The sequence below is a fragment of the Acinetobacter nosocomialis NIPH 2119 genome (assembly GCF_000368085.1).
Lineage (GTDB): Bacteria > Pseudomonadota > Gammaproteobacteria > Pseudomonadales > Moraxellaceae > Acinetobacter > Acinetobacter nosocomialis.
Window position 1 is genome coordinate 1,475,602 of sequence record NZ_KB849239.1, and the last position, 24,940, is coordinate 1,500,541.

General features: G+C 40.2%; 26 protein-coding genes and 1 pseudogene. 12 read left to right on the forward strand and 15 right to left on the reverse strand.

Annotated elements, in window-relative coordinates:
* Positions 1-90: 90 nt before the first annotated feature.
* Complete coding sequence (locus F984_RS10930) at positions 91-909, reverse strand: hypothetical protein (RefSeq protein ID WP_004709297.1); 819 nt, start codon at positions 907-909, stop codon at positions 91-93.
* 654 nt (positions 910-1,563) lie between these two features.
* Here F984_RS10930 and F984_RS10935 point away from each other — a divergent pair.
* The 5 genes from F984_RS10935 to F984_RS10955 all read left to right on the forward strand — a co-directional run bounded on the left by F984_RS10935 (position 1,564) and on the right by F984_RS10955 (position 6,690).
* Positions 1,564-3,009: a cytochrome ubiquinol oxidase subunit I gene (locus tag F984_RS10935; protein ID WP_004709299.1), complete on the forward strand. Its 1,446-nt coding sequence runs from the start codon at positions 1,564-1,566 to the stop codon at positions 3,007-3,009.
* Positions 3,002-4,006 carry a cytochrome d ubiquinol oxidase subunit II gene (gene cydB, locus F984_RS10940; RefSeq protein ID WP_002049414.1) on the forward strand — a complete coding sequence of 335 codons (1,005 nt, stop codon included), beginning with the start codon at positions 3,002-3,004 and terminating at the stop codon, positions 4,004-4,006. Before F984_RS10935 ends, cydB begins: the two co-directional genes overlap by 8 nt.
* A gap of 14 nt (positions 4,007-4,020) precedes the next feature.
* Positions 4,021-4,155 carry a hypothetical protein gene (locus F984_RS10945; RefSeq protein ID WP_000736768.1) on the forward strand — a complete coding sequence of 45 codons (135 nt, stop codon included), beginning with the start codon at positions 4,021-4,023 and terminating at the stop codon, positions 4,153-4,155.
* A 98-nt stretch (positions 4,156-4,253) separates the two neighbouring features.
* Complete coding sequence (locus F984_RS10950) at positions 4,254-5,672, forward strand: aminotransferase-like domain-containing protein (protein WP_004709302.1); 1,419 nt, start codon at positions 4,254-4,256, stop codon at positions 5,670-5,672.
* A 100-nt stretch (positions 5,673-5,772) separates the two neighbouring features.
* A complete protein-coding gene (locus F984_RS10955; RefSeq protein WP_004709303.1) occupies positions 5,773-6,690 on the forward strand; it encodes a LysR family transcriptional regulator in 918 nt (305 codons plus the stop codon).
* Positions 6,691-6,744: 54 nt separating this feature from the next.
* On the opposite strand, the gene madM is transcribed toward F984_RS10955, so the two are convergent.
* From madM to mdcA, 9 genes and pseudogenes are all read right to left on the reverse strand, one after another.
* A complete protein-coding gene (gene madM / locus F984_RS10960; RefSeq protein ID WP_002114328.1) occupies positions 6,745-7,506 on the reverse strand; it encodes a malonate transporter subunit MadM in 762 nt (253 codons plus the stop codon).
* A 44-nt stretch (positions 7,507-7,550) separates the two neighbouring features.
* Complete coding sequence (gene madL, locus F984_RS10965; protein ID WP_000587899.1) at positions 7,551-7,952, reverse strand: malonate transporter subunit MadL; 402 nt, start codon at positions 7,950-7,952, stop codon at positions 7,551-7,553.
* A 53-nt stretch (positions 7,953-8,005) separates the two neighbouring features.
* Entirely contained in the window at positions 8,006-8,938 is a 933-nt protein-coding gene (mdcH, locus tag F984_RS10970; RefSeq protein ID WP_004709307.1) for a malonate decarboxylase subunit epsilon, read from the reverse strand.
* A 12-nt stretch (positions 8,939-8,950) separates the two neighbouring features.
* Positions 8,951-9,559, reverse strand: a complete 609-nt coding sequence (locus F984_RS10975; RefSeq protein WP_080631555.1) for a malonate decarboxylase holo-ACP synthase — start codon at positions 9,557-9,559, stop codon at positions 8,951-8,953.
* Complete coding sequence (mdcE, locus tag F984_RS10980) at positions 9,550-10,377, reverse strand: biotin-independent malonate decarboxylase subunit gamma (protein ID WP_004709310.1); 828 nt, start codon at positions 10,375-10,377, stop codon at positions 9,550-9,552. Before mdcE ends, F984_RS10975 begins: the two co-directional genes overlap by 10 nt.
* Positions 10,374-11,225 (reverse strand): biotin-independent malonate decarboxylase subunit beta, encoded by an 852-nt coding sequence (locus F984_RS10985; protein ID WP_004709312.1) that lies wholly within the window; start codon positions 11,223-11,225, stop codon positions 10,374-10,376. Before F984_RS10985 ends, mdcE begins: the two co-directional genes overlap by 4 nt.
* Positions 11,218-11,517 carry a malonate decarboxylase subunit delta gene (locus F984_RS10990; protein ID WP_004709314.1) on the reverse strand — a complete coding sequence of 100 codons (300 nt, stop codon included), beginning with the start codon at positions 11,515-11,517 and terminating at the stop codon, positions 11,218-11,220. The genes F984_RS10985 and F984_RS10990 overlap by 8 nt, the downstream gene beginning before the upstream one ends.
* A gap of 2 nt (positions 11,518-11,519) precedes the next feature.
* Positions 11,520-12,406: pseudogene (locus F984_RS10995) on the reverse strand (triphosphoribosyl-dephospho-CoA synthase).
* The gene (gene mdcA, locus F984_RS11000; RefSeq protein WP_004709318.1) at positions 12,406-14,085 is read right to left on the reverse strand and encodes a malonate decarboxylase subunit alpha; all 1,680 of its coding nucleotides are present in this window, start codon (positions 14,083-14,085) and stop codon (positions 12,406-12,408) included. Before mdcA ends, F984_RS10995 begins: the two are co-directional and overlap by 1 nt.
* A 403-nt stretch (positions 14,086-14,488) precedes the next feature.
* Here mdcA and F984_RS11005 point away from each other — a divergent pair, with 403 nt between their 5' ends.
* Positions 14,489-15,676 (forward strand): MFS transporter, encoded by a 1,188-nt coding sequence (locus F984_RS11005; protein WP_004709320.1) that lies wholly within the window; start codon positions 14,489-14,491, stop codon positions 15,674-15,676.
* Between the two features lie 7 nt (positions 15,677-15,683).
* Here the strand turns inward: F984_RS11005 and F984_RS11010 are convergent, their stop codons facing one another.
* The gene (locus tag F984_RS11010) at positions 15,684-16,277 is read right to left on the reverse strand and encodes a GNAT family N-acetyltransferase (RefSeq protein WP_004709321.1); all 594 of its coding nucleotides are present in this window, start codon (positions 16,275-16,277) and stop codon (positions 15,684-15,686) included.
* 42 nt (positions 16,278-16,319) lie between these two features.
* The gene (locus tag F984_RS11015) at positions 16,320-16,955 is read right to left on the reverse strand and encodes an FMN-binding negative transcriptional regulator (RefSeq protein ID WP_004709323.1); all 636 of its coding nucleotides are present in this window, start codon (positions 16,953-16,955) and stop codon (positions 16,320-16,322) included.
* 115 nt (positions 16,956-17,070) lie between these two features.
* Here F984_RS11015 and pdxR point away from each other — a divergent pair, with 115 nt between their 5' ends.
* The gene (gene pdxR, locus F984_RS11020; protein WP_004709325.1) at positions 17,071-18,561 is read left to right on the forward strand and encodes a MocR-like pyridoxine biosynthesis transcription factor PdxR; all 1,491 of its coding nucleotides are present in this window, start codon (positions 17,071-17,073) and stop codon (positions 18,559-18,561) included.
* Positions 18,562-18,568: 7 nt separating this feature from the next.
* On the opposite strand, the gene F984_RS11025 is transcribed toward pdxR, so the two are convergent.
* Together F984_RS11025 and F984_RS11030 are read right to left on the reverse strand one after the other, a co-directional pair.
* A complete protein-coding gene (locus tag F984_RS11025) occupies positions 18,569-19,258 on the reverse strand; it encodes an LrgB family protein (RefSeq protein WP_004709328.1) in 690 nt (229 codons plus the stop codon).
* A gap of 13 nt (positions 19,259-19,271) precedes the next feature.
* Positions 19,272-19,703 carry a CidA/LrgA family protein gene (locus F984_RS11030; protein ID WP_004709330.1) on the reverse strand — a complete coding sequence of 144 codons (432 nt, stop codon included), beginning with the start codon at positions 19,701-19,703 and terminating at the stop codon, positions 19,272-19,274.
* A gap of 110 nt (positions 19,704-19,813) precedes the next feature.
* Between F984_RS11030 and F984_RS11035 the strand changes: the two genes are divergently transcribed.
* From F984_RS11035 to yghU, 3 genes are all read left to right on the forward strand, one after another.
* Positions 19,814-20,719: a LysR family transcriptional regulator gene (locus F984_RS11035; RefSeq protein WP_004709332.1), complete on the forward strand. Its 906-nt coding sequence runs from the start codon at positions 19,814-19,816 to the stop codon at positions 20,717-20,719.
* A gap of 120 nt (positions 20,720-20,839) precedes the next feature.
* On the forward strand, positions 20,840-21,466 hold the full coding sequence (gene yfcF, locus F984_RS11040; protein WP_004709334.1) for a glutathione transferase: 627 nt from the start codon (positions 20,840-20,842) through the stop codon (positions 21,464-21,466).
* A gap of 33 nt (positions 21,467-21,499) precedes the next feature.
* Positions 21,500-22,360 carry a glutathione-dependent disulfide-bond oxidoreductase gene (gene yghU / locus F984_RS11045; RefSeq protein WP_004709336.1) on the forward strand — a complete coding sequence of 287 codons (861 nt, stop codon included), beginning with the start codon at positions 21,500-21,502 and terminating at the stop codon, positions 22,358-22,360.
* A gap of 37 nt (positions 22,361-22,397) precedes the next feature.
* Here the strand turns inward: yghU and F984_RS11050 are convergent, their stop codons facing one another.
* Positions 22,398-23,318 carry a LysR family transcriptional regulator gene (locus F984_RS11050; RefSeq protein WP_004709339.1) on the reverse strand — a complete coding sequence of 307 codons (921 nt, stop codon included), beginning with the start codon at positions 23,316-23,318 and terminating at the stop codon, positions 22,398-22,400.
* Positions 23,319-23,443: 125 nt separating this feature from the next.
* Here F984_RS11050 and F984_RS11055 point away from each other — a divergent pair, with 125 nt between their 5' ends.
* Complete coding sequence (locus F984_RS11055) at positions 23,444-24,181, forward strand: SDR family oxidoreductase (RefSeq protein ID WP_004709341.1); 738 nt, start codon at positions 23,444-23,446, stop codon at positions 24,179-24,181.
* Positions 24,182-24,418: 237 nt separating this feature from the next.
* A complete protein-coding gene (locus F984_RS11060; RefSeq protein WP_000992242.1) occupies positions 24,419-24,928 on the forward strand; it encodes a rhodanese-like domain-containing protein in 510 nt (169 codons plus the stop codon).
* The last annotated feature ends 12 nt before the right edge of the window (positions 24,929-24,940 follow it).

The window sequence follows — 24,940 nt, forward strand, 5'->3', positions numbered from 1 at the left end:
TACCATAAAATATTTATTTCACATGAAAACGATTATTTTTTTATAACAGTATTCAATCTTGATATAACACCAATTAAAAGCATGACAGCCCTAAGCGATCTCTTTCTTGGTAAGACTATGCTGACTTTGCAATAAGGTTTGCATATATTCTGAATAGACAGAAAGTTTTTCGAAAATATGCTCTGAATAAAACATATCATCGATTAAGTGCGTCATTTGACTAGTAGTAAAGGTATCGCATAGGCCGACCAGTGCTGCATTCATTTGCGCAAAATGAGCACATAACTGTACATATGCTTCATCTTTATTTTTAAATAATAATTTTCGCATATCCAACTGATCTACACCTTTTAGACCCTCATCTTTTACGACTTTTACCCAATGAATTTTTATTTTTAAGAACTGTTCAAGTTGCTTTAAAGCCTCTAAATCAAGCTCTAAATGGGTGATTAAAAAAACTGTAGAGATATCACTTCGACACAATGCTTTGATTAATTTTAAATAAATAAAGTCAGCTTCTCCCATCTCTATTAATTCTAAATCAAGATATATTTTTAGGCTTTCTAAAACTTCATCTATCTTAAATACGACCTTCTTGTCTGCTTGATAGTATTTATTCAGAATAGTAAGCACAGGTGGTGTTGCAGGTGTTGTATAAATAGCAGCCTTGTTTAAGTTCGCAAAAATAAATGGCGAGAATAGATAAGCCAGACTACTTTGCTGTGGCTCAATATGCGACTGAATTAAATACACGATTTGAGTTTTAGAAAAATCCCTGAGTACTTTCGCTCTAAGTAGGGTTGCTTCAAGATTCACATAAGACTGTTCCAACTGATCTACTACCGAAGTGGAAATAGTCTGATTTTTAATAATTTTATGAATGATATTCAGTTGAGATGTGATAAACATTTTTTAACATCCAAGCTATTTTAGAAGCGCTACACTTACACTTAGGTCTTTAAGAAACACGCAGCAACCGGACCCTACGCAAAACAACAATGGAAATAGAAAAGAAGAACATAATCATGTGCTTAAATAAAATCTAAAGCAGCGTTCACATTGAGTCTTGAAAGTTGGTTTAGGTCGACGGTAAATCCTGTTCATTTTTATTCTGAACTTTAGAGGACTTAATATGTAGCTACAGATGATTGAAAAAAAACTATAGCACACCTTCGAAACCATACTGAACTGTTATAGTTTTATAAAAAATTTCTGTATCTACATATACAAATAGAGCGAGTGCATGATTAAGAAAACTTCTTAAGGTAGGTAGTTTTCATGAGACGATCTATTGCATATCGCCAGATATTTCATCAATGTTTCAATGCAACATGCATTTTTACAAATGCAACATCAAGCATAAACTTTGCTAACAGATTGAAAACAATCAATCGCCCTATTCTATTGAAATATCAAGCAATTATATTGCTTTACCCTGTTGGCATTTTACTTGCTAAGAACATTTATCACAGAAGTAAGTTTAATCGCCAGAGTACTTTTTTGCCTGAAAATAAGTATTTAACTCATTCAATCATCATCAGCTAGTTCACAGGGGGAAAGTTTATGAGCCTCGGTCTAACCGCTCTAGAATTAGCGCGAATACAATTTGCTTTCACAGTATCCTTCCATATTATTTTTCCGGCCACATCCATCGGACTTGCCTGCTTTTTAGCAGTTTTAGAGTGGAAATGGTTAAGAACGCAAAACCCAATTTATAAAGATCTATTTAAATACTGGATTAAGATCTTTGCCGTTGCGTTTGGTATGGGAGTGGTTTCCGGTGTCGTAATGAGCTATCAGTTTGGTACCAACTGGAGTGAATTTTCACGAGTAGCCGGAAGTATTACTGGTCCTTTACTTACCTATGAAGTGTTAAGTGCCTTCTTCTTAGAAGCAGGTTTCTTAGGCATTATGCTGTTTGGCTGGGGCCGTGTTGGTCCTAGAGCCCATTTCTTTGCAACGCTTATGGTTGCCATCGGAACATGTATTTCGATGTTCTGGATTTTATCGTCCAATAGCTGGATGCAAACACCGCAAGGTTTTGCCATCGAAAATGGCATTATTGTGCCAAAAGACTGGCTAGCTATTGTCTTCAACCCGTCCTTCCCTTACCGCTTTGCACATATGGGTGCTGCTGCCTTCTTGGTTTCATCTTTATTGGTGGTGGGAACATCTGCTTGGCACTTGGTAAAAGGTCGTCGTGATGAATTGGTTAAAAAATCATTCTCGATGGGTTTATGGATGGTACTGGTGACTTCTTGTTTACAAGTAGTAATTGGCGATAACCATGGTTTAAATACTCGTGAGCATCAACCTGCCAAACTTGCTGCGATGGAAGGTCACTGGGAAACCAATCATAACGAGCCTATGCCGCTACTGTTATTTGCCATTCCAGATATGAAAGAAGAACGAAATCACTTTGAAGTGGGTGTTCCATATTTGGGTAGTTTAATTTTGACTCACAGTTTAGATGGGCAAGTGACTGGCTTAAAAGAATTCGCACCTGAAGATCGTCCAAACTCGACCATTATTTTCTGGAGTTTCCGAGTCATGGTAGGTCTTGGCGTCCTTATGGTCACCTTATCACTCATTGCTCTTTGGCTGCGTAAAAGTGGAAAACTCTATGAAACATCATGGTTTCATAAATTTGCTGTAGTGATGGGGCCAGCAGGTTATGTGGCAATGCTGGCTGGATGGATTACTACCGAAGTAGGCCGTCAACCTTGGGTGGTATACGGCATTATGCGCACCAAAGATGGTTTATCGCATACTGTTTCGGCAGATCAGGTGGGTCTAAGTCTCTTTATTTTTGTGGTGGTTTACACCATCGTTTTTGGTAGTGGTATTTACTACACCTTAAAACTCATTAATAAAGGCCCTGTATTTATCGACACACCAAATATGGAAACAGGTGGCGTAGGTCACTTCAAAACACCGATGCGTCCACTTAGTGCAGTCGATGAAAATATTGACAGCAAACAAAACTCTGGGGAGAACCGTCATGATTGATCTTTCTTTAATTTGGGTCGGTATTATCGGTTTAGGTGTTTTAATTTACGTGGTCATGGATGGCTTTGACTTAGGAATCGGGATTATGTTTCCCTTCATTAAGAATAGCCAAGAACGTGACGTGATGATGAATACCGTTGCTCCTGTCTGGGATGGCAATGAAACCTGGATGGTACTTGGGGGTGCTGGCTTGTATGCAGCCTTCCCTCTAGTCTATTCAACAGTTTTATCTGCGCTCTACCTGCCTATTATTTTCATGGTGATTGCCTTGATTTTCCGTGGAGTTGCTTTTGAATTCCGTTTTAAAGCTCATCGAACCAAACATCTTTGGGACTTAGCTTTTATTTGGGGTTCAGTTTTAACGAGCTTCCTCCAAGGGATTATTTTAGGGGCCTATATTCAAGGGATTAAAACGGAAAATGGTATTTTTGCGGGTGGCCCTTTTGACTGGCTTACTGCATTCTCCATTTTCACAGGTATTGGTGTAGTTGCGATGTATGCCACTTTAGGCTGTGGTTGGCTCATTTTGAAAACTGAAAAAGGCTTGCAGCAACGTATGTATGAGCTTATGCCAAAGTTAATTATTGCGCTGCTTATTATCTTTGGTGCCGTCAGCTTATACACACCTTTAACACACCCTGAAATTGCAGATCGCTGGTTCTCTTTACCAAATCTGTTTTATTTTAGTCCTGTGCCTATTTTGGTCTTATTGTTTGTTGGCTTGATTTTATCGGCATGTAAAAAACAGCAAGACCACAAACCATTTATATATACCTTGGCATTGGTCTTCCTTGCCTTTACTGGTTTTGTAATTAGCTTATGGCCAAATATCATTCCACCATCAGTTACGATTTGGCAGGCGGCAGCGCCTCATTCCAGCCAGATGTTTGCTTTAGTGGGTGCACTTATTCTGATTCCAATCATTATTACTTATACGGTTGTGTCTTACTGGGTATTCCGTGACAAAGTTCGTGTAGGTGATGAAGGTTATCATTAAGGTACGGGGGTGTTATGAAAAAGTTGTCAGTTAAACTCAGTCAAACCCAATGGTTTATTCTGTTATGGCTTGGTGGTTTTTTAGCCTTAGCTGTGATTGCAGGTTTGTTTAAAGTGATATTGATTTATGCTGCCCCTTACTTAAAGTAAACCCATCCTTATAAACAAATGCCGTTTGTAGATTCTACAAGCGGCATTTATTATGGGTTCAGTGCATCTTTTATTTTATTCTTTCGTGCAGCTCATACATGTATAAATCAGAACAACTCGCGCATAGCATTCGCCAACTTATTGAAAGTGGTACTTTAAGTGCACATGAGAAATTACCTTCATTAAGAGATCAGGTCCAACGTTCTGGGTTTAGCTTAATGACTGTGATGAATGCTTACCAAGAACTTGAATCACAAGGGCTGATCTATTCAAAGGAAAAGTCTGGTTACTTCGTTGCCGAGCAAATTGCACTAAAGCCACTCGAGCAATATTCAGTTGTTTCACTAAACTCTAAAATCGAAATTAACTCATTAGTTTTTAAATACCTAAAGTCAATTCAACATGAATCTGTCGTACCTTTTGGTTCAGCTTTTCCAGATAGTCAGCTTTTAGCTGCTCCCAAACTTATTCAAATTATGGGACAACTTGCTCGGCAAAGACAAAGCTATGACCAGACAGCAAGCTTACCTCCCGGTAATTTAGCTTTAAGAAAACTGATTGCTCAGCGCTATTGTATGCAAGGTATACAGACCGATCCAGATGACATTGTCATTACATCAGGAGGATTAGATGCGCTCAATCTTTCTTTACAAGCAGTAGCCAAACCGGGCGACTATATTCTATTGCAACAAACCGTGTTTTACGGTGCTTGGCAGGCTGCTGAACGTTTAGGACTTAAGGTCATTACCATTCCCGAACATCCGCAATATGGTTTTGACTTAGAGGCTTTTGAGCAAGTTATTCAAACATATCCTATCAAGGTGTGTTGGCTCATGCTGAATACCCATAACCCGATTGGCTTTACGTTCAGTGATGAGATTAAATATAAAATTGCCAAACTGCTTCATGAACACCAGATTTACTTAATTGAAGATGATGTGTATGAAGAGCTTTATTATGGCGGGCAAAAACCACTTTCGATGAAGTACTTTGACCAACAAAATCTGGTACTGCACTGCTCTTCATTTTCTAAAACTTTAGGGGCAGCTTTTCGGGTAGGTTGGGTCTATGCGGGTAAATTTTCGGACCATATTCAACACTTGCAGCTCATGAGTACTATTTCAGTAAATGCACTCATTCAAAATGCACTGGTTGAGTTCTTATCTCATCATCATTATGAAAAGCATTTGCGCACACTTAGACTTTCACTTGAACGTTATAAAAAGCAGTTTTACCACTATTTGAAGCAACATCTGCCCGCGACCTGCGAGATTTATTATTACCCAAGCGGTTATTTTCTATGGATTAAATTGCCTCATAAACTCGATAGCATGCAAATTTATGAAGAACTCATCCAACAAGACATTGGCGTTGCGCCAAGCCCACTCTTTAGTGTTTTACCCGCACAGCAGCATTATTTAAGAATCAATTGTTCTTTTGAGTGGAACGAAAAAATTCAAGTTGCTTTAGATCAAGTCATCCAAACTATTCAACAAAAAGTTGAAGCAAGTTTATAAAGATATGGTTCGACCTAAGCACAATTTTATAGACTTTATTTTGTGGTAACTTTATAGCTCAAATCTATAGTTTTAAGGGAAACAGGCTCAAGGAATTAAGATGGAAATAGATGAAGAACTGACCCTTAAAAAAATACAGATTTTTTTAGCTTTTATGCGCTGTGGCAATTTGTCTAAAACCGCGGCAGAAATGCAGCTCAGTAATGTCAGCGTTCATAAAGCACTACACTCTTTAGAAAGCGCTTTACGTTGTCCTCTTTTTAAAAACGAAGGCCGTAACCTCATTCCTTTAAAAAGTGCTTATGTATTTGAAGAGCGGGCGCAAAAAATCGTACAAGACATTTTTATCACCGTAAATAAAACTAGAGAAGCTGCAGGCTTTGCAGCTAAGGTTTTACATTTAGGTTCCCTTTATTCTTTAACGGTAAACACAATTCCAAATGTAATTAGCGGTCTTAAACTCAGACGTAGTGAGCTTGATATTCAATTATTACTCAGTTCAAATCAGGATTTGGTGAAAAAGCTTAAAGCAACTGAACTTAATGCCATTATCGTGGCTTTAAATGAAACCACTCAAGATGATGACTTTGAAATTTTGCCAATGTTTTCCGACGATATTTTTTTAGCCGTCAATAAAGATTCAAAATATGCTGAGTTTAAAGATATTGATTTAAGCCTTTTAAAAGAAGAAACTTTTTTAACTTTAACCAAGGGTTTTGCAACTCATAACGACAGCGATATCATTTTTAAAAAAGCTGGTTTTTCACCTAAAGTGGCTTTGCAGGTCAATGATATTTTTACCCTCATTAGTATGGTCAGTTCAGGCGTAGGTTTTGCTCTATTACCCGGTCGTATTTCTGCAGTTTATGAAAGTTCAGTCAAACTTATTCCGCTAAAACAGCAATATCACATGCAACAAGAAATTGGTCTGGTCTTTTTAAAAAGTAAAGAGCGAGATCCAAACTTACTTGCTCTGATTGCTGAATGTCGAATGTTCGCCACTAATTTTAAAAGATAAATATCGGCAACTTATTAAAAAATAATGAGTTGCCGTTATAAGATTTTCAAAAATTTATCCAAAAATCGCATTAACCGTTAAGAAAAATACAGAAGGTCCAAGTAAGCAGCCTAGTCCTGTATAGAAGGTTGCAACTAAAGCGCCATAAGGTACCAATCGTACATCTGTACCTGCCAATCCAGCAGCCGTACCACTGGTTGTTCCTGCCAAGCCACCAAACACCATGGCAGAGCGTGGACTTTTTAGGTACATAAATTTAGCAAGCAGCGGCGTACCGACCATAAAGAAAACTGACTTGATTAAACCAATTGCAATAGAAAGTGCGATGACATCAGAACTTGCACCAATTGCAGTGCCTGTAATTGGACCCACAATATAAGTCATTGCGCCTGCACCGATCGTTGTCATAGAAATAGGATCTCGATAGCCCATAACCCATGCAACCATAACCCCAATTGCAAAAGGCACAACACAACCAAGCATTAATGCAATTAGACCAATTTTGCCTGCTTTCTTCACTTCTTTCACATCAACTTCAAATGCAGTTGAAGCAATAGCCAAATCACGAATCATGGCTCCGCCCAACAGCGCAAAACCAGAAAAAATAGCGATGTCAGAAACACCTTTGGTTCCTTGGGTATAAACCCCTGCAAAGTAAGCAACAACCAAACCTAAAGTAATCGCGATTGCAGAGCTTTGTAGTTTTCCCTTCGTCAAATATTTTGAGAGTAAATGGGAAACAAACATCATTAAACCCGTTACGGCAAGAGCAGTAACTAATGCATTTTTTGATAACACAGCAATTATAGCGTCCATCATTTAATTCCTTTTTGATTGAACTTTTTGTAGTTTATATTTGCTTAGGCTATTTTTTCTTTACTTTCTAACGTCCATTCATAAGTTTCATAGTCGCCACTAATTCTATTTAAATAACGGATGACTAAAACCGTGCCAATTAACGATGCAATAGAGACAATTAGCCCTAACATGCCACCTGATAAAGCTGCAACGACATTTTGACCTGCCGACATCGCAACAACGATTGGAATATACATACCAGACCAATATAAAACGCCAAATTGTGTGACTTGAGGTAAGTAACCTTTTCTTGCCAACAATTCTTTAGACAAAATTAAGAGAATCATTGAAATAGCAACGCCACCGACATTTGCTTTAACACCTAATAGCATGCCTAAGGTGTTACCAAGATAGTCGCCTAATAAATGGCAGATCGCTAATATTGCTGTTCCATAAATAATCATTGTAAATCCCTCATATCCTTGGGTTATTACTCAATTTTTAATTTGTATTGTAATTACAAAGAAGCTTTATTTTCGTTTTGCATTGCCAATTGAATGCTGTCTAAACGTGTTCCCTGAAATGACAATACAGTTCCTTCTTTAAATATTCGACGTGCAAGTGTAGTAAGCACCGTTCCCGGCAAAGCTTCAATCTGCAACCTTACACCTCGCTCCCATGCAGCTTGGATGGTACTTTCCCAATCTACAGTTCGACTCATGTTAAAAGCTAAGTCATCTCTAATCTGTTCTGGCCTGCTAAGTGTACGAGCCGTTGAACCACTTAAATATCGAATTTTAGGTTGATTTAAAGTGACTCCCTCCATAGATGCTGCAAGTTGCTTTGCTTGCTGACTTAATAATTCACAGTGCGATGGCACCGATACGTCTAATTTTTTTGCCATCACGCCTTGTTGCTTTGCCAAAATAGCAACTTGGTCCATGGCTTCAAAACTTCCTGAAATAACGTTCTGGTTATGTGCATTAATATTTGCAACAAACACCTCTGGCGTTATTTCATAAACTTGTTTCACCCATACTTCTACTGCTGAACGATCTGCACCAATCAAGGCGGTCATACCATAGCCAACCGGATAGGCGTTTTGCATAAGTTCACCGCGATAGGCAACCAAACGAACGGCATCCTCAAAGGCTAAAACTCCTGCTACAACCGCCGCTGACCATGCACCAATTGATAAACCTGCAACATAATCTGGTGTTAAGTTTTCCGCACTTAATAGTGCAGAACTCACCACACCGGAAATAAGCAAACACAGCTGTACTGCACGCGTTGACTGTAATGCTGCCGAACTGTCCAACATCAAGACTTCTTCTTTAAGTGCATCCGATGCACGCTCAAGGTATTCTTTGACCAGAGCGGTTTGAGGTAAATCGTGCAACATATTGCTTCGTTGCACACCTTGACCCGGATAGACCCAAATTGAAGCCATGATATCTGTTCCCTAATTCCATGGGTTTTCTACTAAAACAGCACCATCAGGACGTTTCAATAGAACTTTTCCGCTATTTCTCGCCCATTCTTTTAACGCCAAACCGCCTTGTGGAAGTTGAAGCTGTATATCCACATTGAGCCCGGCTTGGTGAAAATTTTCGAGTAGCTCAATCGCCTGCTTTTTGGCAAAAGGTTGTTCCGCTCGAATCAACAGATCTATATCACTTTGCGGGGTTACTGTTTTAATGCCTGTTGCCAGTTCAAACCCGAAACTTCCTGTATATCCCCAACATCCTGAAAAATTTTTCATAATGCTAGAAATACTCTGTAAACGTTCTGCCAAGTGTTTAAAGTAACTTGGATTTACTTCAGCTAGTACTTCAGGTTTAAGCTGTCTGCTAATTAAAGATCTTGGCATTTGCGCTGCATATCGTTGATAGCGAAATTGTCCTCTTATACCCACAGCCACCTGATCTTCAGGAGTAATTTCCCGTCGAATTACAACGGGATCACCGCGTAGTAACACCTCTTTCACCCAAAGTGGGGCATCATCGGCCAAGCAATTGACCGTCATACCCCATAGTAAATCATGGGCTTCGAGCTTAAGTTTCATGACCATTGCTCACGCAATAATTCACGGGCCCTTTTAGACATTTGACGGTTTTGGCCGTGAAGTCTTTGTTCCAATCCTTTAGATTGATCAGCATTAATTTCTTTAAACGTTTGAGCAATCACCTGCTTCGCTAACAAAAGATCATCATTTGTCGGTTGTTCAGGGTTTTCAACAAATAACAGTTCAGATAACAAACCAAGCGTGGCATAACTTTCAATGTCATAAGCCATTGGTGGAATGCTTGATGCCAATTGCTCTAACTCATCAACTGACCGTAAGGTAACGCGTGCAGCAGATTCTTTACCCATTGCATGCACCATAACACCTGAATCTTTTAAGGCAATAATACGATTGGCTTGGTATCCATGTGCCAAGAAAGCACCAGACATCGACTTACCAACTAATAAACTCACAATTGGATGACCTGCCAATCTGGCTCTAGCATAGCTATCTACTGCACCCGCTAAAGCTTGATGAATGCCTAATAATTCTTCACGGCACCCATACGCCTGACTTGGGACATCAACCAGACATAAAATACCGCGTTTAGTTTTAGCCTTTGCATCGGCTTGAATCACGTCATCAACTGCTTTTGCCAAGTTCCAGCCTTCCAAGAGTCCAACTTCACCTTGTTTTGCCCGTGGGAACAGATTATTGCTGTCTTGCACAACTGCAATCACACGCACCACTTGCTGATCGATCTGACCATCAGCTACCCAAACAGAAGCTGGAAAACCTTCAACTGCCTTAAAACCCTGTGTGAGTGCTTTAAACCAATGCGCACCACGAGTAGAAGCTTTTAATGTATCAACGGCGATATTCATGCTTGTTCTCCTTGATACAAAGCTTGAACTTGTGCTGGGGTAATCTGTTCAGCAATATCAACTTGTTGTAGCTTCGCTAAGTAGAATGAGTAATTTGAACTACGATGCTGCTGAGGCACGCCTTGAGTTAAATAATCGATAACCTGCTGACGAATTTTCTGACGATCATCATCTACATAAGCATCTACCAAACCACTCGCGAAACGCTGGTTACCACCCGTAATACTCCATATAAATGGACGATCTTTGGCGTTATATTCTTGTACACCAGCTTCTTGTTCTATCACTTGGGGACCATTTAAACCTAAACGTCCTTCTTGTGTCATTACAATATAGCTACATAGTCCAGCTGCAATTGACATACCGCCGAAGCACCCTACACTGCCTGCAACCACAGCAATCACAGGTTGATACTGACGTAAGTTCACAATTGCAGCCTGAATCTCAGCAATTGCAGCCAAGCCCAGATTTGCTTCTTGTAAACGAACGCCGCCTGTTTCTAAAAGTAAGATTGCTGCTGTTGGAATGCCTTTCAGGTTGTCTTCAACCGCAAGTTCTAAGGCACCCGCAATTTTGGCACCGCCCACCTCGCCTAAACTTCCACCTTGAAATAAGCCTTCAATAGAAATTAGAACCACTGGGCGTTCTTGAATAGTTCCCTTTGCAATCACTACACCATCATCGGCTTGTGGGACAATATTTTGCTGAATCAACCAAGGCGACATAACACGGGCAAATGGGTCGAGTAACTCTCGAAAAGTCCCTTCATCTAATAATGCTTTAGCACGCTCTCTTGCGCTGAGTTCAATAAAATCTTGTTTATTTAACAAGCTTTGAATATCAGTCATGGGCAATCTCCTCTAATGCTTGTTCCAGACGTAAGCGAACGACACCGGGAGTGGCACCAAAATCATGGATATCAATATTGACCGCTGGCGGTATTTGCGCAGTAAAAATCCGTTCAAAAAGATTGTGCCAACGTGCCGCACTGCCATCTACCGAAGTCACTACCTGAATAAAAGCTTTGCCTGTTTCACCAGGTTCCATCAAAATTTCTAAATCGCCCGAGCCGACACATCCTACTAGTGCTTTTTTTACAGGTGGCTTTGTCGCCACAAATTCAAAATGAAGTGTTTCCATAATTAAAATCCTTCTTTATTTTTTTGACAGATGTCTGCTCAACACGATCTATAAATAGTGTTGCTGCCAACAAATCTGCGGCACCACCAGCGGAAGCTTTCATCCGAAGCAGATCAATCTCTAAAAGATGCAAAGCACGTCGGCCTTCCAAGCTTGAACTCCCTCCTAAATCGAGTACTTGCTGAGCACCTTGTTGCATACGCTTTAAACCAGATGTTCCAGAGCGATAAAGCACACAGGTATCAGTCAAATCAGTCATCATCGCAAGTAATGCATCTAGACGAGCAAACTCTTCTTTCATGGGTTTACTGCGACTTTGATAAAGTTGCTTTAAACCAAAATTCACAATCGTTGGAAAACCTTGTTGTGCCTGTTCTTTGGCACCTAAGATGCCTAATTTTTTCTGTACTTGTTGTCCATGACTTAAAGCCTGTTTTGGAATAAAGCGATCTTCAAGCTGGGCAATCTGACCTGCTAACTGGCATAGCTCAACAGCCGATAAATATTGTTGATTCGTGCGCGCTAATGCTGCTGCCGTAGCCATTAACCCTAAGGCCCAAATTGCGCCGCGATGTGTATTTACACCATCTGTCGCCCACCTCATGGTCTTTTCACCATGACGGCCAATTTCTCCAATGTCTTCACGCAAGGCCAAACAGACTTTTCCATGATGCTTTGCAGCTTGGGCCATTGCATCAAACATAGGCCTTAAACTTTTTGCAGAGCGCTCCATTAACTCCAAAGTCAGGTCATCATGTGCACCACTACCACGGCGATCAACCAAAGCTGGTTTCGGTGTCAGATTCACTTCATCAATCAAAGCTTCTACTGCTAAACCTGCCAAAAGCTGACTATCGCTGAGCGTTTGATATTGAACTTGCGCCATCATTACCAACTCCTGAATTTTGCAGGTGGTTGATATAAACCATCTGACCATGTCACCAAGTTAGCAATATTTTTCGCCGCTAAAAGCTCACGTGTGGCATCGGTGCGGCGAATACCTAAATCTTCAGGGTAGACCACCAAACCTTCACGTCTTAAACGTGCTGTTGTTCTCGGATCTTGAGTTAAACCAATACTGGTCACACCTGCTACCGCAGCAATCATGGCTTGACGTTCTTCTTGGCTGCTTGCTTTATATAGATAAGCAATGCCTTCTTCGGTGAGTAAGTGAGTGACATCATCGCCATAAATCATGATCGGTGCTAAAGGTAAGCCTGCTGTTTTAGCAACATCAATCGCATCGAGACGATCTACAAAAGTTGGCTTACCTCCCTCTTGGAAGGTTTCCACCATTTGTACCACTAACTTTTTACCACGTGCCAAATAGGTTTCAGTTTCATTGGCACCTTGCAAACGCATATCTAGCCATGCAGGTGTATCGTGACGACGACCACGCGGATCATGCCCCATGTTTGGCGCTCCACCAAAACCAGCTAAACGTCCTTTGGTGACAGTCGAAGAATGGCCCATGCCATCAACTTGCAAAGTTGCGCCAATAAATAGATCAACAGCGTATTGGCCTGCAAGCTGACACATCATACGGTTGGAACGTAAAGCGCCATCACGACCTGTAAAGAAAACATCAGGCCGAGCAGCAACATATTTTTCCATACCGAGTTCGGTACCAAAGCAATGCACGCTTTCTACCCAACCTGTTTCAATGGCTGGAATCAAGGTTGGATGCGGATTTAGTGTCCAATTTCGGCAAATTTTTCCTTTTAAACCTAAAGACTCACCATAGGTCGGTAAAATCAGTTCAATTGCCGCAGTGTTAAAACCAATGCCATGGTTTAAAGATTGAACATTATGCTTTTCATAAATTCCACGAATAGCCATCATGGCCATAAGCACATGCACTGGCTTGATATGTTTCGGGTCACGAGTAAATAAGGGTTCGATATAAAATGGCTGATCTGCGACTACTACAAAATCAACCCAAGAAGCAGGAATATCGACACGTGGTAACTCTGAAACGTCATCGACCAGTTCATTGACCTGAACAATCACAATACCGTCACTAAACGCCGCAGGTTCAATAAGTGCTGGAGAATCTTCGGTGCTCGGACCCGTATAAATATTGCCTTGACGATCTGCCATAAAACCCGCCGAGAGCACGACATTTGGAATGAGGTCCACCACCAAACGTGAATACAACTCGATATAGGTATGAATGGCACCAATCTCTAATAGTCCATCTTCGATTAACTGGCTAATACGTAAACTTTGTGGGCCAGCAAAAGAAAAATCGAGTTTACGCGCAATGCCTTTTTCAAACAGATCGAGATGTTCCGAACGTCCCACACTTGGCATGATCATATGTAAATCATGCAAAATATCTGGGTTGGTTTGTGCCAAAGAACGCGATAAAAAATCTGCCTGCTTTTGGTTATTTCCTTCGAGTACAACTTTGTCACCTGGTGTAATTAAGGTTTCTAAAACTTTAATAATGTCTTGAGTTGGAATAACTACACCATCGGTATATTGGTTTGCCATCTCTAGTTTTAGTTGTTTGGCATGACGCCGCTTTGTCCATAACCGTTCTTTATTCTGAACTGATCCTTCCATGTACTTACCTATAGATCGCAGTTTTGTTCTGAATCTATAAAAACGCTTTATGAACTTCCGATCAATCAACCTACATGAGTTGTTATTAACTTCAGGTTAACGATTAAATGTAAATTGACTAAAATGATCTGAAAGAATAAATCCAATAAACGTCGTGTATATCAATGCTTATTTAGAAAAAACGATGCTCAAATGTTTTGTATCAAATTATCAGATGATAGAATATTAACCCTGATTATTCAGCTACAATTACTTGATAAGAAATAGTTTATGCCAAAGAAATATTGTTATGCCTGCCACCAAAAACACCTCAACATTTTCAAGCTGAGCTGTTGATACTTGCTTACTATATAAAAACTCAGCACCCATACTCATCGATTAACACATATAATTAAAGGCTCTCATGCTTCAAAACACCATGCACCGCCAAGTATTAATTTTGGCGAGTTCCCAATCATTTTTTCAAACTGTTTCTGTCATGGTCATGACCATTGGTGGCTTGGCTGGGGCCAATATCTCAAATACCCCTACACTTGCAACCCTACCCATCGCCTCTATGTTTTTGGGTACGGCTTTAATGATGTTCCCTGCTTCAATGTTGATGGCACGTATAGGGCGGCGTAACGGTTTTCTATTCGGTGCTTTTTTAGGTGTGCTCGGCGGCATTATTGCATCAATCGGTATTTTTTATAGTTCACTCATACTTCTTGCCTTAGGCACACTATGCGTTGGCGCATATCAATCCTTCGCTCAGTTTTATCGTTTTGCTGCTAGTGAAGTTGCAGATGATGCATTCCGTTCACGTGCTATTTCTTGGGTGATGGCAGGTGGAATTGTTGCAGCACTGATTGGCCCGACTTTGGCGCGCTTTGGTGGGCCCTTATTCCAACATGTGGAATATATCGGTTCATTTTTAATTATTAGTATCATTTCACTTGTGGCAATGGGCATTTTATCTAGCCTACATATTGCCGATACAGTTGAGCAAAAGTCTGACTTTACTGCTGGTCGCCCGTGGCATCAGATTGTCTTTCAACCCACTTATTTGGTTGCTCTGTTTGGTGCAATCACAGGTTATGGCATTATGATTTTAGGTATGACTGCTACACCCATTGCTATGCGACATTCACAGCATGAACTAGGCACGATTACGACAGTCATTCAATTGCATGTACTTGGCATGTTCCTACCTTCATTCTTTACTGGACATTTAATTGCTCGCTTTGGTGTGCTTAAAATCATGTTTACAGGTCTTTTATTATTTGCCTGCTATATCGGATTTGCTCTCTCAGGTATTCAGTTCACATCTTTTGCTATTTCTTTAATTTTATTAGGCGTGGGATGGAACTTTTTATTTATTGGCAGTACTTCTTTACTCACAGGAACTTATTCGGCGATTGAAAAAGCCAAGGCCCAAGCCATTAACGATATGACTGTTTTTGTTGTCGGCTTAATCTGCTCTTTTAGTGCTGGGGCTTTACTGGATTTATTTGGCTGGAAAGCAATGAATATGGCTTTAATACCGTGGCTGGTGATAGCCGCAATTTCTCTTTTCTGGCTAAGCCAAAAAAGAGAAAAGCAGTTTGTTTAAATCTTTTCTATCGCGGTTTATTCAACATCCATTCCAGATTTTGGCGAACCGCAGGCCACTCATGTTTTAAAATGCTATAAACGTGAGTGTCCCGTAAAATATCATCTTTCACAATTTGATGGCTTCTTAGCACACCATCGAGCTTTGCACCTAAGCGTACAATCGCGGCTTGACTTTGAACATTTAAAGAAGATGTGCGTAATTCAACCGCAATACAGTTTAAAGTCTCAAATGCATGGGCTAACAGTAGTTTTTTACATTCAGTATTGACAGGTGTACGCTGTGCAGATTTGCGGTACCACGTCGAACCAATTTCGACACGGCGATGCGCTTCTTCAATATGCATTAAAGTTGTCATGCCAAGCGATCGTCCCGTTTTTCGGTCTTCAATATAAAATGGCAACATAGAACCAGATTTTTGTAAACCAAGACGTCTTTCAATTTCAGCAGTCATCTGTTCAGGTCTTGGCACACGGGTATACCAAAGATTATAGAGTTCCCCATCGCAAACGGCCTCTTTGAGCGCTTCAGCTTGAGTGACATCTAGCGGCTTTAAAATAACGTGCTCACCTACCAACTCAACAGGTGTAGTAAAAGACATCATTGTCTCCTCAATTGATATGAATGTTCTATATTTTCGAAATTATTTATTTAACTCAGCCACACTGTACATGGCATCTGCTATGGTTTGATGACCAGATTTTGATAGGCCATCTGCCGCACCTAAAATGTCTCGACGTTCTTTGCTTTGCCCCAATTTTAATTGGCCTTGCAGCTTAGTAATTTCAATTTCTATTCCCACAATCGCCTTTAACATCGGTTCAAGATAGTCCTTTGGTGCATCTGACATTTTCCAGGGTTCAGGTTGAGAAGCTTCATGGCTACGGGTTAAACGAGCCACCACACCGCGAACATAACGTTCATCATCATGAACTGTTACTTTGCCATGAGCATGCACAACCCTATAATTCCACGTCGGCACTTGTCTGTGCTGTTCATGTTTGGATGGGTACCAGTTTGGTGAAATATAAGCATCACCGGCTTGGAACACGACCAACACCTCATCTCCATTTTTAATGTTATGCCAGACAGGATTCATTCGAGACACATGCGCATGTAGAGCGCCAAACTTCCCTTCATTTTTCTGAAGTTCAAAAGGAAGATGATTTGCATCTAATCCATTGCTTCCATGAGTAAAAAGCACACCAAACGGATATTCTGTAATAAGAGAATGCAATACATCCAAACGGTTTTCTGCATAATCATCGGGGATATACATGGCTCAAAACCTCACTGTAAATCTCAGGGTTATTTATATTTTGTGTTGTAAATTTTCTGGTTTATGTGGTTTATTAAAAAGAACCACTTTGTATTTTTTTAAGTAGACCAGAATTATGGCAAGAATGGCAAAAGTTGTTGAACTTCCGTCGATTGCAAAGATTGATAAAAGCCAAGGAAAGATAAGTGCTCAATTAACTCAAGCCTTACGCGAAGCTGTACAAAGTGGTGATTTACAGCCAGGTGATCCCTTGCCTTCTTCACGTGAACTGGCTCAAACACTTGGGGTCGCTCGTGGAACCGTTATTGAAGCGTATGATCAACTTCTCGCTGAAGGTGTTTTTTCTTCACAAGCCCGAACTGGCACTTATGTATCTCATGCTTTAACTAAAAAAACTGTATTGGAATCTTCCCAGAAAGAAACAATTTCTAGCTCAATCCCTTTAACCAAATCAGCTCTTTGTTATGCCGAGGTACTCAAAGAGTTTAAACCCCTTCCTCATGCCCCTTTTGCAGTGTCTGTTCCGATTGCTCGTACTCAACCGACTGATATTTGGCGTAAATTTGGTAATAAATTTAGATCTCGAGGGGCTGGTGCTCCGTCAGGTTATGGTGAACCTCAAGGGGTGTTATCATTAAGAATCGCTATAGCAGACTATGTACGTCGATCCCGCTCTGTACACTGTGAACCTGAACAAATCGTGATTACACCAGGTATTCAACAGGCACTTTATATTTGCAGCCAGATTTTATTTGAAGCGAAAGATGAAGTCTGGATAGAAGATCCGGCTTATCGTGGTACCACAGCCATTTTTGAACATGCCGTAAAAAATATCCGTACGGTGCGTGTTCCTGTCGATGAAGAAGGTATTCAAGTTGAAACCGGAATTAAACTTGCAAAACATGCGCGTGCTGCTTTTGTGACACCATCTCACCAATATCCACTTGGCATGCCAATGAGTCTAGCAAGACGCACGGCTTTATTGGCTTGGGCAAAACAGCAAAATGCATGGATCATTGAAGATGACTATGACAGTGAACTTCGTTATAACGGTCAGCCCTTTCCATCTTTACAAGGTATGGCACCCAACCAAGTCATTTATCTTGGCACTTTCAGCAAAGTTCTATTTCCATCGCTTAGGCTTGGCTATGCCGTGTTGCCTAAAGAACTGGTGGCACCTTTTTGTGGGCTGAGAGTATTAATTGATAGACACCCACCTGCTGCTGACCAACACGTTTTAGCTGCTTTTATTCAAGAAGGCTATTTAGAACGACATATTCGACGTACTCGACATGTTTATGCGGAAGTTCGGCAATACATTATTGGTTTGATTGAAAAACATATACCTCAAGAACTGGCTTGGTTACAGCCGGGCGATCAAGGCATGCATATGGTGTTATGGCTTGCTCATCATATTAATGATATTGACGTTGCAAAATCGGCAGTCGATGCAGGTATTGCCGTTAAAGCAATTTCACCAACATTTTCAAAAGAGCAACAACGTCCGGGTTTAATTGTGGGCTTAGGTGATTTTGAACCCGAACAGATGCAACAAGCCATTAAAAAACTATCAAAAATTATTCAACAACATGACAAACCGTCTTAATCCAAGCTTACAACATCAACCATAGATGAATCGCAAATGGCCCAATCAACACCATTAAAATACCGGCGATGACCATAGTTAAACTGGCAATTACACCTTCTTCACTATTTCTTTGCTGTGCTCTGACTGTACCAAAACCATGAGCTGCATTACCAAAGGCAGCTCCATTTGCTACATTAGAACGGATTTTAGTAATCGCTAAAATCGCATCGCCGCAAATCATACCAACCAAACCGGTAATAACGGTAAATAGTGAAACCAATGCTGCCGAACCATGAATATCTTCCGCTAGAATCATGGCAAATGGTGTTGAAATAGAACGTGCCATCAAACTGTTGGTCACTTCAGGGCTAAAATGGAACCACTGTGCCATCTCATAGGCAGACATCACACCTACACTCATACCCACAATAATCGCAATCGAAAGAACCCCAAGGTTTTTACGAATTGTTTCCCGATAGCGATAAATCGGTACAGCGAAAGCAACCGTTGCCGGCCCTAACAAATTAACAATCCACTGCGTATCTTCTGCATAAGTTTGATATGAAATTCCCAAAATCGTCATCAAAATAATGGTGAGTACAGGCACACTAATTGCGGGTGATAACCAAAGTTTTGGATTTTTCTGATAGATTCGCTTTGCCACAACATAGGCTGCCAAAGTCCAGATCAGACAAAGAATTGACCAAATATTCATGTCGTTTTGCTCTTTAGATATGCTTATGTTGAAGACGTTTTCGAGCTTGTAAATAAGCCTTCAAACGATTGTAATAGTGAATAGTCAGCGAAGTACTTAGCATGACTAAAATAGTACCAATGGCAATACTCAAGACAATTTGCCATCCTTCGGTCATAAACAGCGTTTTATACTGGACAACGGCGACTACCACAGGAACAAAGAACAGTAATAGCTCACCTAAAACAACGGTTGCTCCCATTGCCACCTGATCCATTTTGATAATTTTAAAGAACAGGCATAAAAGCAATAAAAACATACCTAAAATACCTGCAGAGACAGGCACACCGAGTTTTTGGTGTAAGAGATATCCGACCCACCAAAATCCAGCCAAAATCAAAATTTGTTTAACTAAAACTAAAAGTGATGGTTGTGAGGGTGTTCCAGAAGCAGATTCAGTACTCATTTTTCGAAATTAAATGGTTAACTACATCATTATGCTATCTTGGTTAAAGCTGCTAAATATAAATTATTCATGTTAATATTATTCTAAAATGGAATAATCTATTCTTTATTATGCTTTCTCTAAAATCATTACAGTGCTTCGTTACTCTGGTCAAAACTAAAAGTTTTACCCGTACTGCTGAAGAGTTATATTTGACTCAGCCCACCATTAGTAAAATATTACAACAACTCGAAGAACAGCTTCAGGTACAACTTTTGGTCAAACCCGATCATGGACGAAAAAGACAAATTGAATTAACGGAAATTGGAGAGCGTATTTATCAACATGCGATCGAGCTTCTTAAGGCAGAACAAAACATCTTTCTTGAAATAGAAAACTATCAACAATTAAAAACAGGTACTTTAAAACTTGGCGTTCCACCTTTAGGTTCCCAGCTCCTAACAACAGCCCTGTTTGACTTTCATCGCCAATGGCCAGCTATTGAATTAGCTTTTATGGAAGTAGGTTCACGCGGTATTGAACAAGCTTTACTCAATAACGAGTTAGACGTTGGCGTTTTATTGCAGCCTTTTGATGAGCAAATCTTTAATAGCATTGAGCTATGTAACTACCCTTTAATGGTCCTTTTACGTCGTGATGCCACTTGGGCAACCCGCAAAAAAATAAATTTAGAAGAACTACAACATCAATCGTTTTTAATGTTTCCTGAAAATTTCTCTTTAAACAGTATTATTCTTGATGCCTGTAAACAGCATGGTTTCTACCCAACCATTGCTTGCCGTACCAGCCAATGGCATCTTTTGGCAGATATGGTGTTACAACGTATGGGGATTGCGCTTCTCCCCCAATATTATACCGACATGCTTGACCCTAGTTTATTTGCAGCAGTGCCACTCGAAAAACCAAATATTCAGTGGCACTTAGTCATGGCTTGGAAAAAAAATCTTCCTGTCTCACCAGCGGTACAAGCGTGGCTTAATATTGTTCATGAGCATTTCCAGCACGTTAAGCCTTAACGTTGAATATTAAAATGGCTTAATTCAAAAACCAATAAAGCTTTTCCACAAAAAAGCTACCCAATCTTGGCTTAGCTCACTTAGACTAGATCCGATTGTTTTATGACATGGACAATAACAATGAATAATGAGCATTTTAAGCTATATACAGATTCACAATTTCTAAGCCCCTATGCGTTTACTGTTTTTGTAGGGCTACATGAAAAACAAATTCCATTTGAAATAGCGACCATCAACTTAGGCCAGCAAGGACAGTTAGAAAAATCTTATGTAGAAAAGTCATTAACTGCCAAAGTGCCTGTACTTGAGCATAATGATTTTGCCCTATCAGAATCCTCCGCCATTTTGGAATATCTCGAAGAGCTCTATCCAGACACAGCTATTTATCCAAAAGATATTCAAGCACGTGCCAGAGCACGTCAAATTCAAGCATGGCTCAGATCGGACTTAGTGGTACTAAGAACAGAACGTCCAACCGATGTCATTTTTATTCAGCCCAAGTCCACTCCACTTTCAGGAGAAGGCAAAAAAGCAGCCGAGAAACTTTTCTTTGTTGCAGAAAAACTTCTTGCGTCTGATGCCAAATTTCTTTTTGGTTCATGGAGCATTGTAGATGCTGAACTTGCCCTGATGTTGCAACGCCTTATTCAAAATGGTGATGCTGTACCAGAGCACCTAAAAACCTATGCATTACAGCAATGGCAACGTCCGAGCGTACAAAAATGGCTTGCCTTGCGACATAACTAAACCCTTATATTTACACCAAACATGAGATAAAAAATGAGTGATTCAAACTATATTCCTCCACAAGTTTGGCAATGGACTGGAGAAAAAACCGATTTAAACCAACCTACCTCAGGTGCTCGTTACGAACATACACTTCCAGTAGGAAAACATCCGCTCCAGCTCTACTCTTTAGCAACGCCTAATGGTCAAAAAGTCACTATTTTGTTAGAAGAGCTTTTAGCTCTAGGACACCAAGATGCGGAATATGATGCTTGGCTGATTAAAATCGGAGAAGGACAGCAATTTGGCAGTGGCTTTGTAGATATTAATCCAAACTCTAAAATTCCGGCATTGGTTGACCATAGCCAAAACCCGCCATTAAGAGTGTTTGAGTCTGGCTCAATTTTGCTTTACTTGGCTGAAAAATTTAAAGCTTTCATTCCGACTGATATTGCTGCACGTACTGAATGCCTCAATTGGCTATTCTGGCAAATGGGCAGTGCACCTTACTTAGGTGGTGGTTTTGGGCATTTTTATGCTTATGCCCCTGTTAAAATTGAATATGCCATTAACCGCTTTGCCTTGGAAACAAAACGCTTACTTGATGTATTAGATCAGCATCTGGCAAAAAACGAATATTTGGCTGGTTCTGAATATTCGATTGCTGATATTGCGGCATTTCCTTGGTATGGTGGTCTTATTAAAAACTGGGTATATAACGGCGCGGAGTTTTTAGGTGTCGATCAATATAAAAATGTTCAACGTTGGGCAGATGCGATTTTAGCGCGTCCTGCGGTTCAACGCGGGCGTATGGTCAACCGTACTTTTGGTGATTTAGCTACGCAGTTGCATGAACGCCATGATGCGAGTGATTTTGAGACCAAGACTCAAGATAAATTGCAGAACCAGTCTTAAAAATATCATTCAGTTTTTGACTTACCCGCAAGATATTTCATTTTTGCGGGTATTCAAAGTTGGCAAAATAGCCCGTATATAACTCACTCAGCCAAGCAACAAAAACTCGTACGCGTGGCGAGAGCTGCCGATGCTGCGGATATAAAGCAGAAACTGACATTTTCGGGATTTCCCACTCAGATAAAACCTCAACCAGTTGCCTATTTTTTAATTCATTTGCCACATGGTAGCGCGGTACTTGAATTAAGCCAGCCCCTTGTAAGGCAGATAATACATAGTTTTCAGCGTCATTTACCGCAATCCAACTTTTCAAAAAATAATCTTGTTTTTTGCCATTCACCATCAATTCAAATGGATAATTCCGTCCGCCTGATGTCGAGAAGAAATTGACACAATAATGTGATAACAACTCTTCTGGTTGCTCTGGCATTCCATGTTTATTTAAATAGTCAGGACTTGCACAAATGACTTGTGGCATATCCACCAAATGTCTAGCAATTAAAGTGGAATCATCCAAACGGCCCGCTCTCACCACACAGTCTATCCCTTCCCTAATCAGATCAACCAAGCGATCACCCGTACTAATTATCAGTTCAATGTCGGGGTACAACTCGTGAAATTGGTCGATATTGGGTAAAACAATTTTGGTCGCATGGGCGCCCGATAAATCGACACGTAATAAACCACGGGGCTGAGCAATTACATTGCGTAAAGATGATTCGGCATCATCGAGTTCCGATAATATTTGTGTACAGCGTACATAAAATGCCTGTCCATCTAGTGATGGTCTTACATGCCGAGTCGTCCGCTCTAATAAACGACACTGTAAGTTATTTTCTAACTCTTTAATGGCATTACTTGCTGTAGCGCGGGGGATATTCAGTTGATCGGCCGCTTGACTAAAGCTCCCCAGCTCTACGATGCGGGTAAAAAGTTGCAAGGTATCAAATTTATCCATGGTGCTCGCTTTTAACCCTATCCATTATTAATGTATATGGAATTATCTTATCCAATTCTAACGATTTATCCCATATTTCTATATTATTAAAATAAGCCATACTTACTCAAACAGGCAATCTAAAAATGAATATTTCAAAAAAGACAGCTCTGGTTACTGGCGCATCACGTGGTATTGGTCGTGCTATTGCAGAACGTTTAGCTCAAGATGGTTTTTATGTGATTGTTAACTATGCTGGTAATAAAGTGCATGCCCAAGCCACTGTAGATCATATTATTGAGCAAGGTGGTCAAGCTTCAGCTATTCAAGCGGACGTTGCAAATGAACATGAAGTGAGCCGTTTGTTTCAAGAGGCAAAGGCCATTAACGGTCAGTTAGATGTAGTCGTTCATAGCGCAGGCATTATGCATATGGCAAAAATTACACCTGAAAGCCTGCCAGATTTCGATACAATGATTCATACCAATTTGCGCGGTGCTTTTTTAATATTGGCGCATGCAGCCGAAACAGTGCCAGATGGTGGTCGGATTATTGCGCTTTCAACCAGTGTAATTGCTAAATCTTTTCCTTTATATGGACCGTATATTGCTTCAAAAGCTGGTGTCGAAGGTTTAGTACATGTGTTAGCAAATGAGTTACGTGGGCGCAATATCACTGTAAACGCCGTTGCTCCCGGCCCGACAGGCACTGACCTTTTTTATAATGGAAAAACTGAAGAGCAAGTGGCGGCTATTGCAAAACTTGCTCCATTGGAACGAATCGGAACACCTGACGAAATTGCTAGCGTAGTTGCCATGCTAGCTGGTCCAGATGGACGTTGGGTAAACTCACAAGTCATTCGAGTAAATGGTGGATTTGCTTAATTTTAAAAACTGTGCGGATTATTTTAATCTGCACGGTTTTTACTAAATAATAAAATTTATTAAATCTATTTTACTTTAATAACTTTATAAGATTAACTAATACTGTTTTATATAAAATACTCACCGCTCTTATTTATCAAAATAATATATATAAATAGATATTCCTTATTTTTGCTTATATTTAAAACCGCGTAAATTGATCCTTAACAATCTGAATCAAAGATAAGGATATATTCAATGAACGCTAAATTAAATACTGAAACTCCACAAAGTTTTATCTCAAATGGTTCAAATACATCCTTTTCGGCCGAAGATATTCTTGCTAAAGCACAGCAATATGCACAAGAACACGAACTAAATTTTAGTGGCAGTTTATCACCTGTTGACGCATGGCAACTCGTACAACAAGGAGAAGCGGTTTTAGTTGATGTGCGTACCAATGAAGAACGCAAATTTGTGGGTTATGTCCCTGAAAGTATCCATGTTGCATGGGCAACAGGCACATCGTTTAACCGTAATCCACGCTTTTTAAAAGAACTTGAATCAAAAGTTGGCAAAGACAAAACCATTCTTTTGTTATGTCGTAGTGGCAACCGTTCAGCACAAGCTGCCGAAGCCGCATTTAATGCAGGTTTTGAGCACATTTATAACGTTCTTGAAGGCTTCGAAGGTGATCTAAATGATCAGCAACAGCGTAACCAGAAAAATGGCTGGCGCATCCACCAACTTCCTTGGCAACAAGACTAATACTTCAATCAA

Excerpts from the sequence above, each read along its gene's own strand:
- F984_RS10930 (WP_004709297.1), bottom strand. The coding sequence starts at position 909 with ATGTTTATCACATCTCAACTGAATATCATTCATAAAATTATTAAAAAT.
- F984_RS10935 (WP_004709299.1), top strand. The coding sequence starts at position 1,564 with ATGAGCCTCGGTCTAACCGCTCTAGAATTAGCGCGAATACAATTTGCT.
- cydB (WP_002049414.1), top strand. The coding sequence starts at position 3,002 with ATGATTGATCTTTCTTTAATTTGGGTCGGTATTATCGGTTTAGGTGTT.
- F984_RS10945 (WP_000736768.1), top strand. The coding sequence starts at position 4,021 with ATGAAAAAGTTGTCAGTTAAACTCAGTCAAACCCAATGGTTTATTCTG.
- F984_RS10950 (WP_004709302.1), top strand. The coding sequence starts at position 4,254 with ATGTATAAATCAGAACAACTCGCGCATAGCATTCGCCAACTTATTGAA.
- F984_RS10955 (WP_004709303.1), top strand. The coding sequence starts at position 5,773 with ATGGAAATAGATGAAGAACTGACCCTTAAAAAAATACAGATTTTTTTA.
- madM (WP_002114328.1), bottom strand. The coding sequence starts at position 7,506 with ATGGACGCTATAATTGCTGTGTTATCAAAAAATGCATTAGTTACTGCT.
- madL (WP_000587899.1), bottom strand. The coding sequence starts at position 7,952 with ATGATTATTTATGGAACAGCAATATTAGCGATCTGCCATTTATTAGGC.
- mdcH (WP_004709307.1), bottom strand. The coding sequence starts at position 8,938 with ATGGCTTCAATTTGGGTCTATCCGGGTCAAGGTGTGCAACGAAGCAAT.
- F984_RS10975 (WP_080631555.1), bottom strand. The coding sequence starts at position 9,559 with ATGGTCATGAAACTTAAGCTCGAAGCCCATGATTTACTATGGGGTATG.
- mdcE (WP_004709310.1), bottom strand. The coding sequence starts at position 10,377 with ATGAATATCGCCGTTGATACATTAAAAGCTTCTACTCGTGGTGCGCAT.
- F984_RS10985 (WP_004709312.1), bottom strand. The coding sequence starts at position 11,225 with ATGACTGATATTCAAAGCTTGTTAAATAAACAAGATTTTATTGAACTC.
- F984_RS10990 (WP_004709314.1), bottom strand. The coding sequence starts at position 11,517 with ATGGAAACACTTCATTTTGAATTTGTGGCGACAAAGCCACCTGTAAAA.
- mdcA (WP_004709318.1), bottom strand. The coding sequence starts at position 14,085 with ATGGAAGGATCAGTTCAGAATAAAGAACGGTTATGGACAAAGCGGCGT.
- F984_RS11005 (WP_004709320.1), top strand. The coding sequence starts at position 14,489 with ATGCTTCAAAACACCATGCACCGCCAAGTATTAATTTTGGCGAGTTCC.
- F984_RS11010 (WP_004709321.1), bottom strand. The coding sequence starts at position 16,277 with ATGTCTTTTACTACACCTGTTGAGTTGGTAGGTGAGCACGTTATTTTA.
- F984_RS11015 (WP_004709323.1), bottom strand. The coding sequence starts at position 16,955 with ATGTATATCCCCGATGATTATGCAGAAAACCGTTTGGATGTATTGCAT.
- pdxR (WP_004709325.1), top strand. The coding sequence starts at position 17,071 with ATGGCAAGAATGGCAAAAGTTGTTGAACTTCCGTCGATTGCAAAGATT.
- F984_RS11025 (WP_004709328.1), bottom strand. The coding sequence starts at position 19,258 with ATGAATATTTGGTCAATTCTTTGTCTGATCTGGACTTTGGCAGCCTAT.
- F984_RS11030 (WP_004709330.1), bottom strand. The coding sequence starts at position 19,703 with ATGAGTACTGAATCTGCTTCTGGAACACCCTCACAACCATCACTTTTA.
- F984_RS11035 (WP_004709332.1), top strand. The coding sequence starts at position 19,814 with ATGCTTTCTCTAAAATCATTACAGTGCTTCGTTACTCTGGTCAAAACT.
- yfcF (WP_004709334.1), top strand. The coding sequence starts at position 20,840 with ATGAATAATGAGCATTTTAAGCTATATACAGATTCACAATTTCTAAGC.
- yghU (WP_004709336.1), top strand. The coding sequence starts at position 21,500 with ATGAGTGATTCAAACTATATTCCTCCACAAGTTTGGCAATGGACTGGA.
- F984_RS11050 (WP_004709339.1), bottom strand. The coding sequence starts at position 23,318 with ATGGATAAATTTGATACCTTGCAACTTTTTACCCGCATCGTAGAGCTG.
- F984_RS11055 (WP_004709341.1), top strand. The coding sequence starts at position 23,444 with ATGAATATTTCAAAAAAGACAGCTCTGGTTACTGGCGCATCACGTGGT.
- F984_RS11060 (WP_000992242.1), top strand. The coding sequence starts at position 24,419 with ATGAACGCTAAATTAAATACTGAAACTCCACAAAGTTTTATCTCAAAT.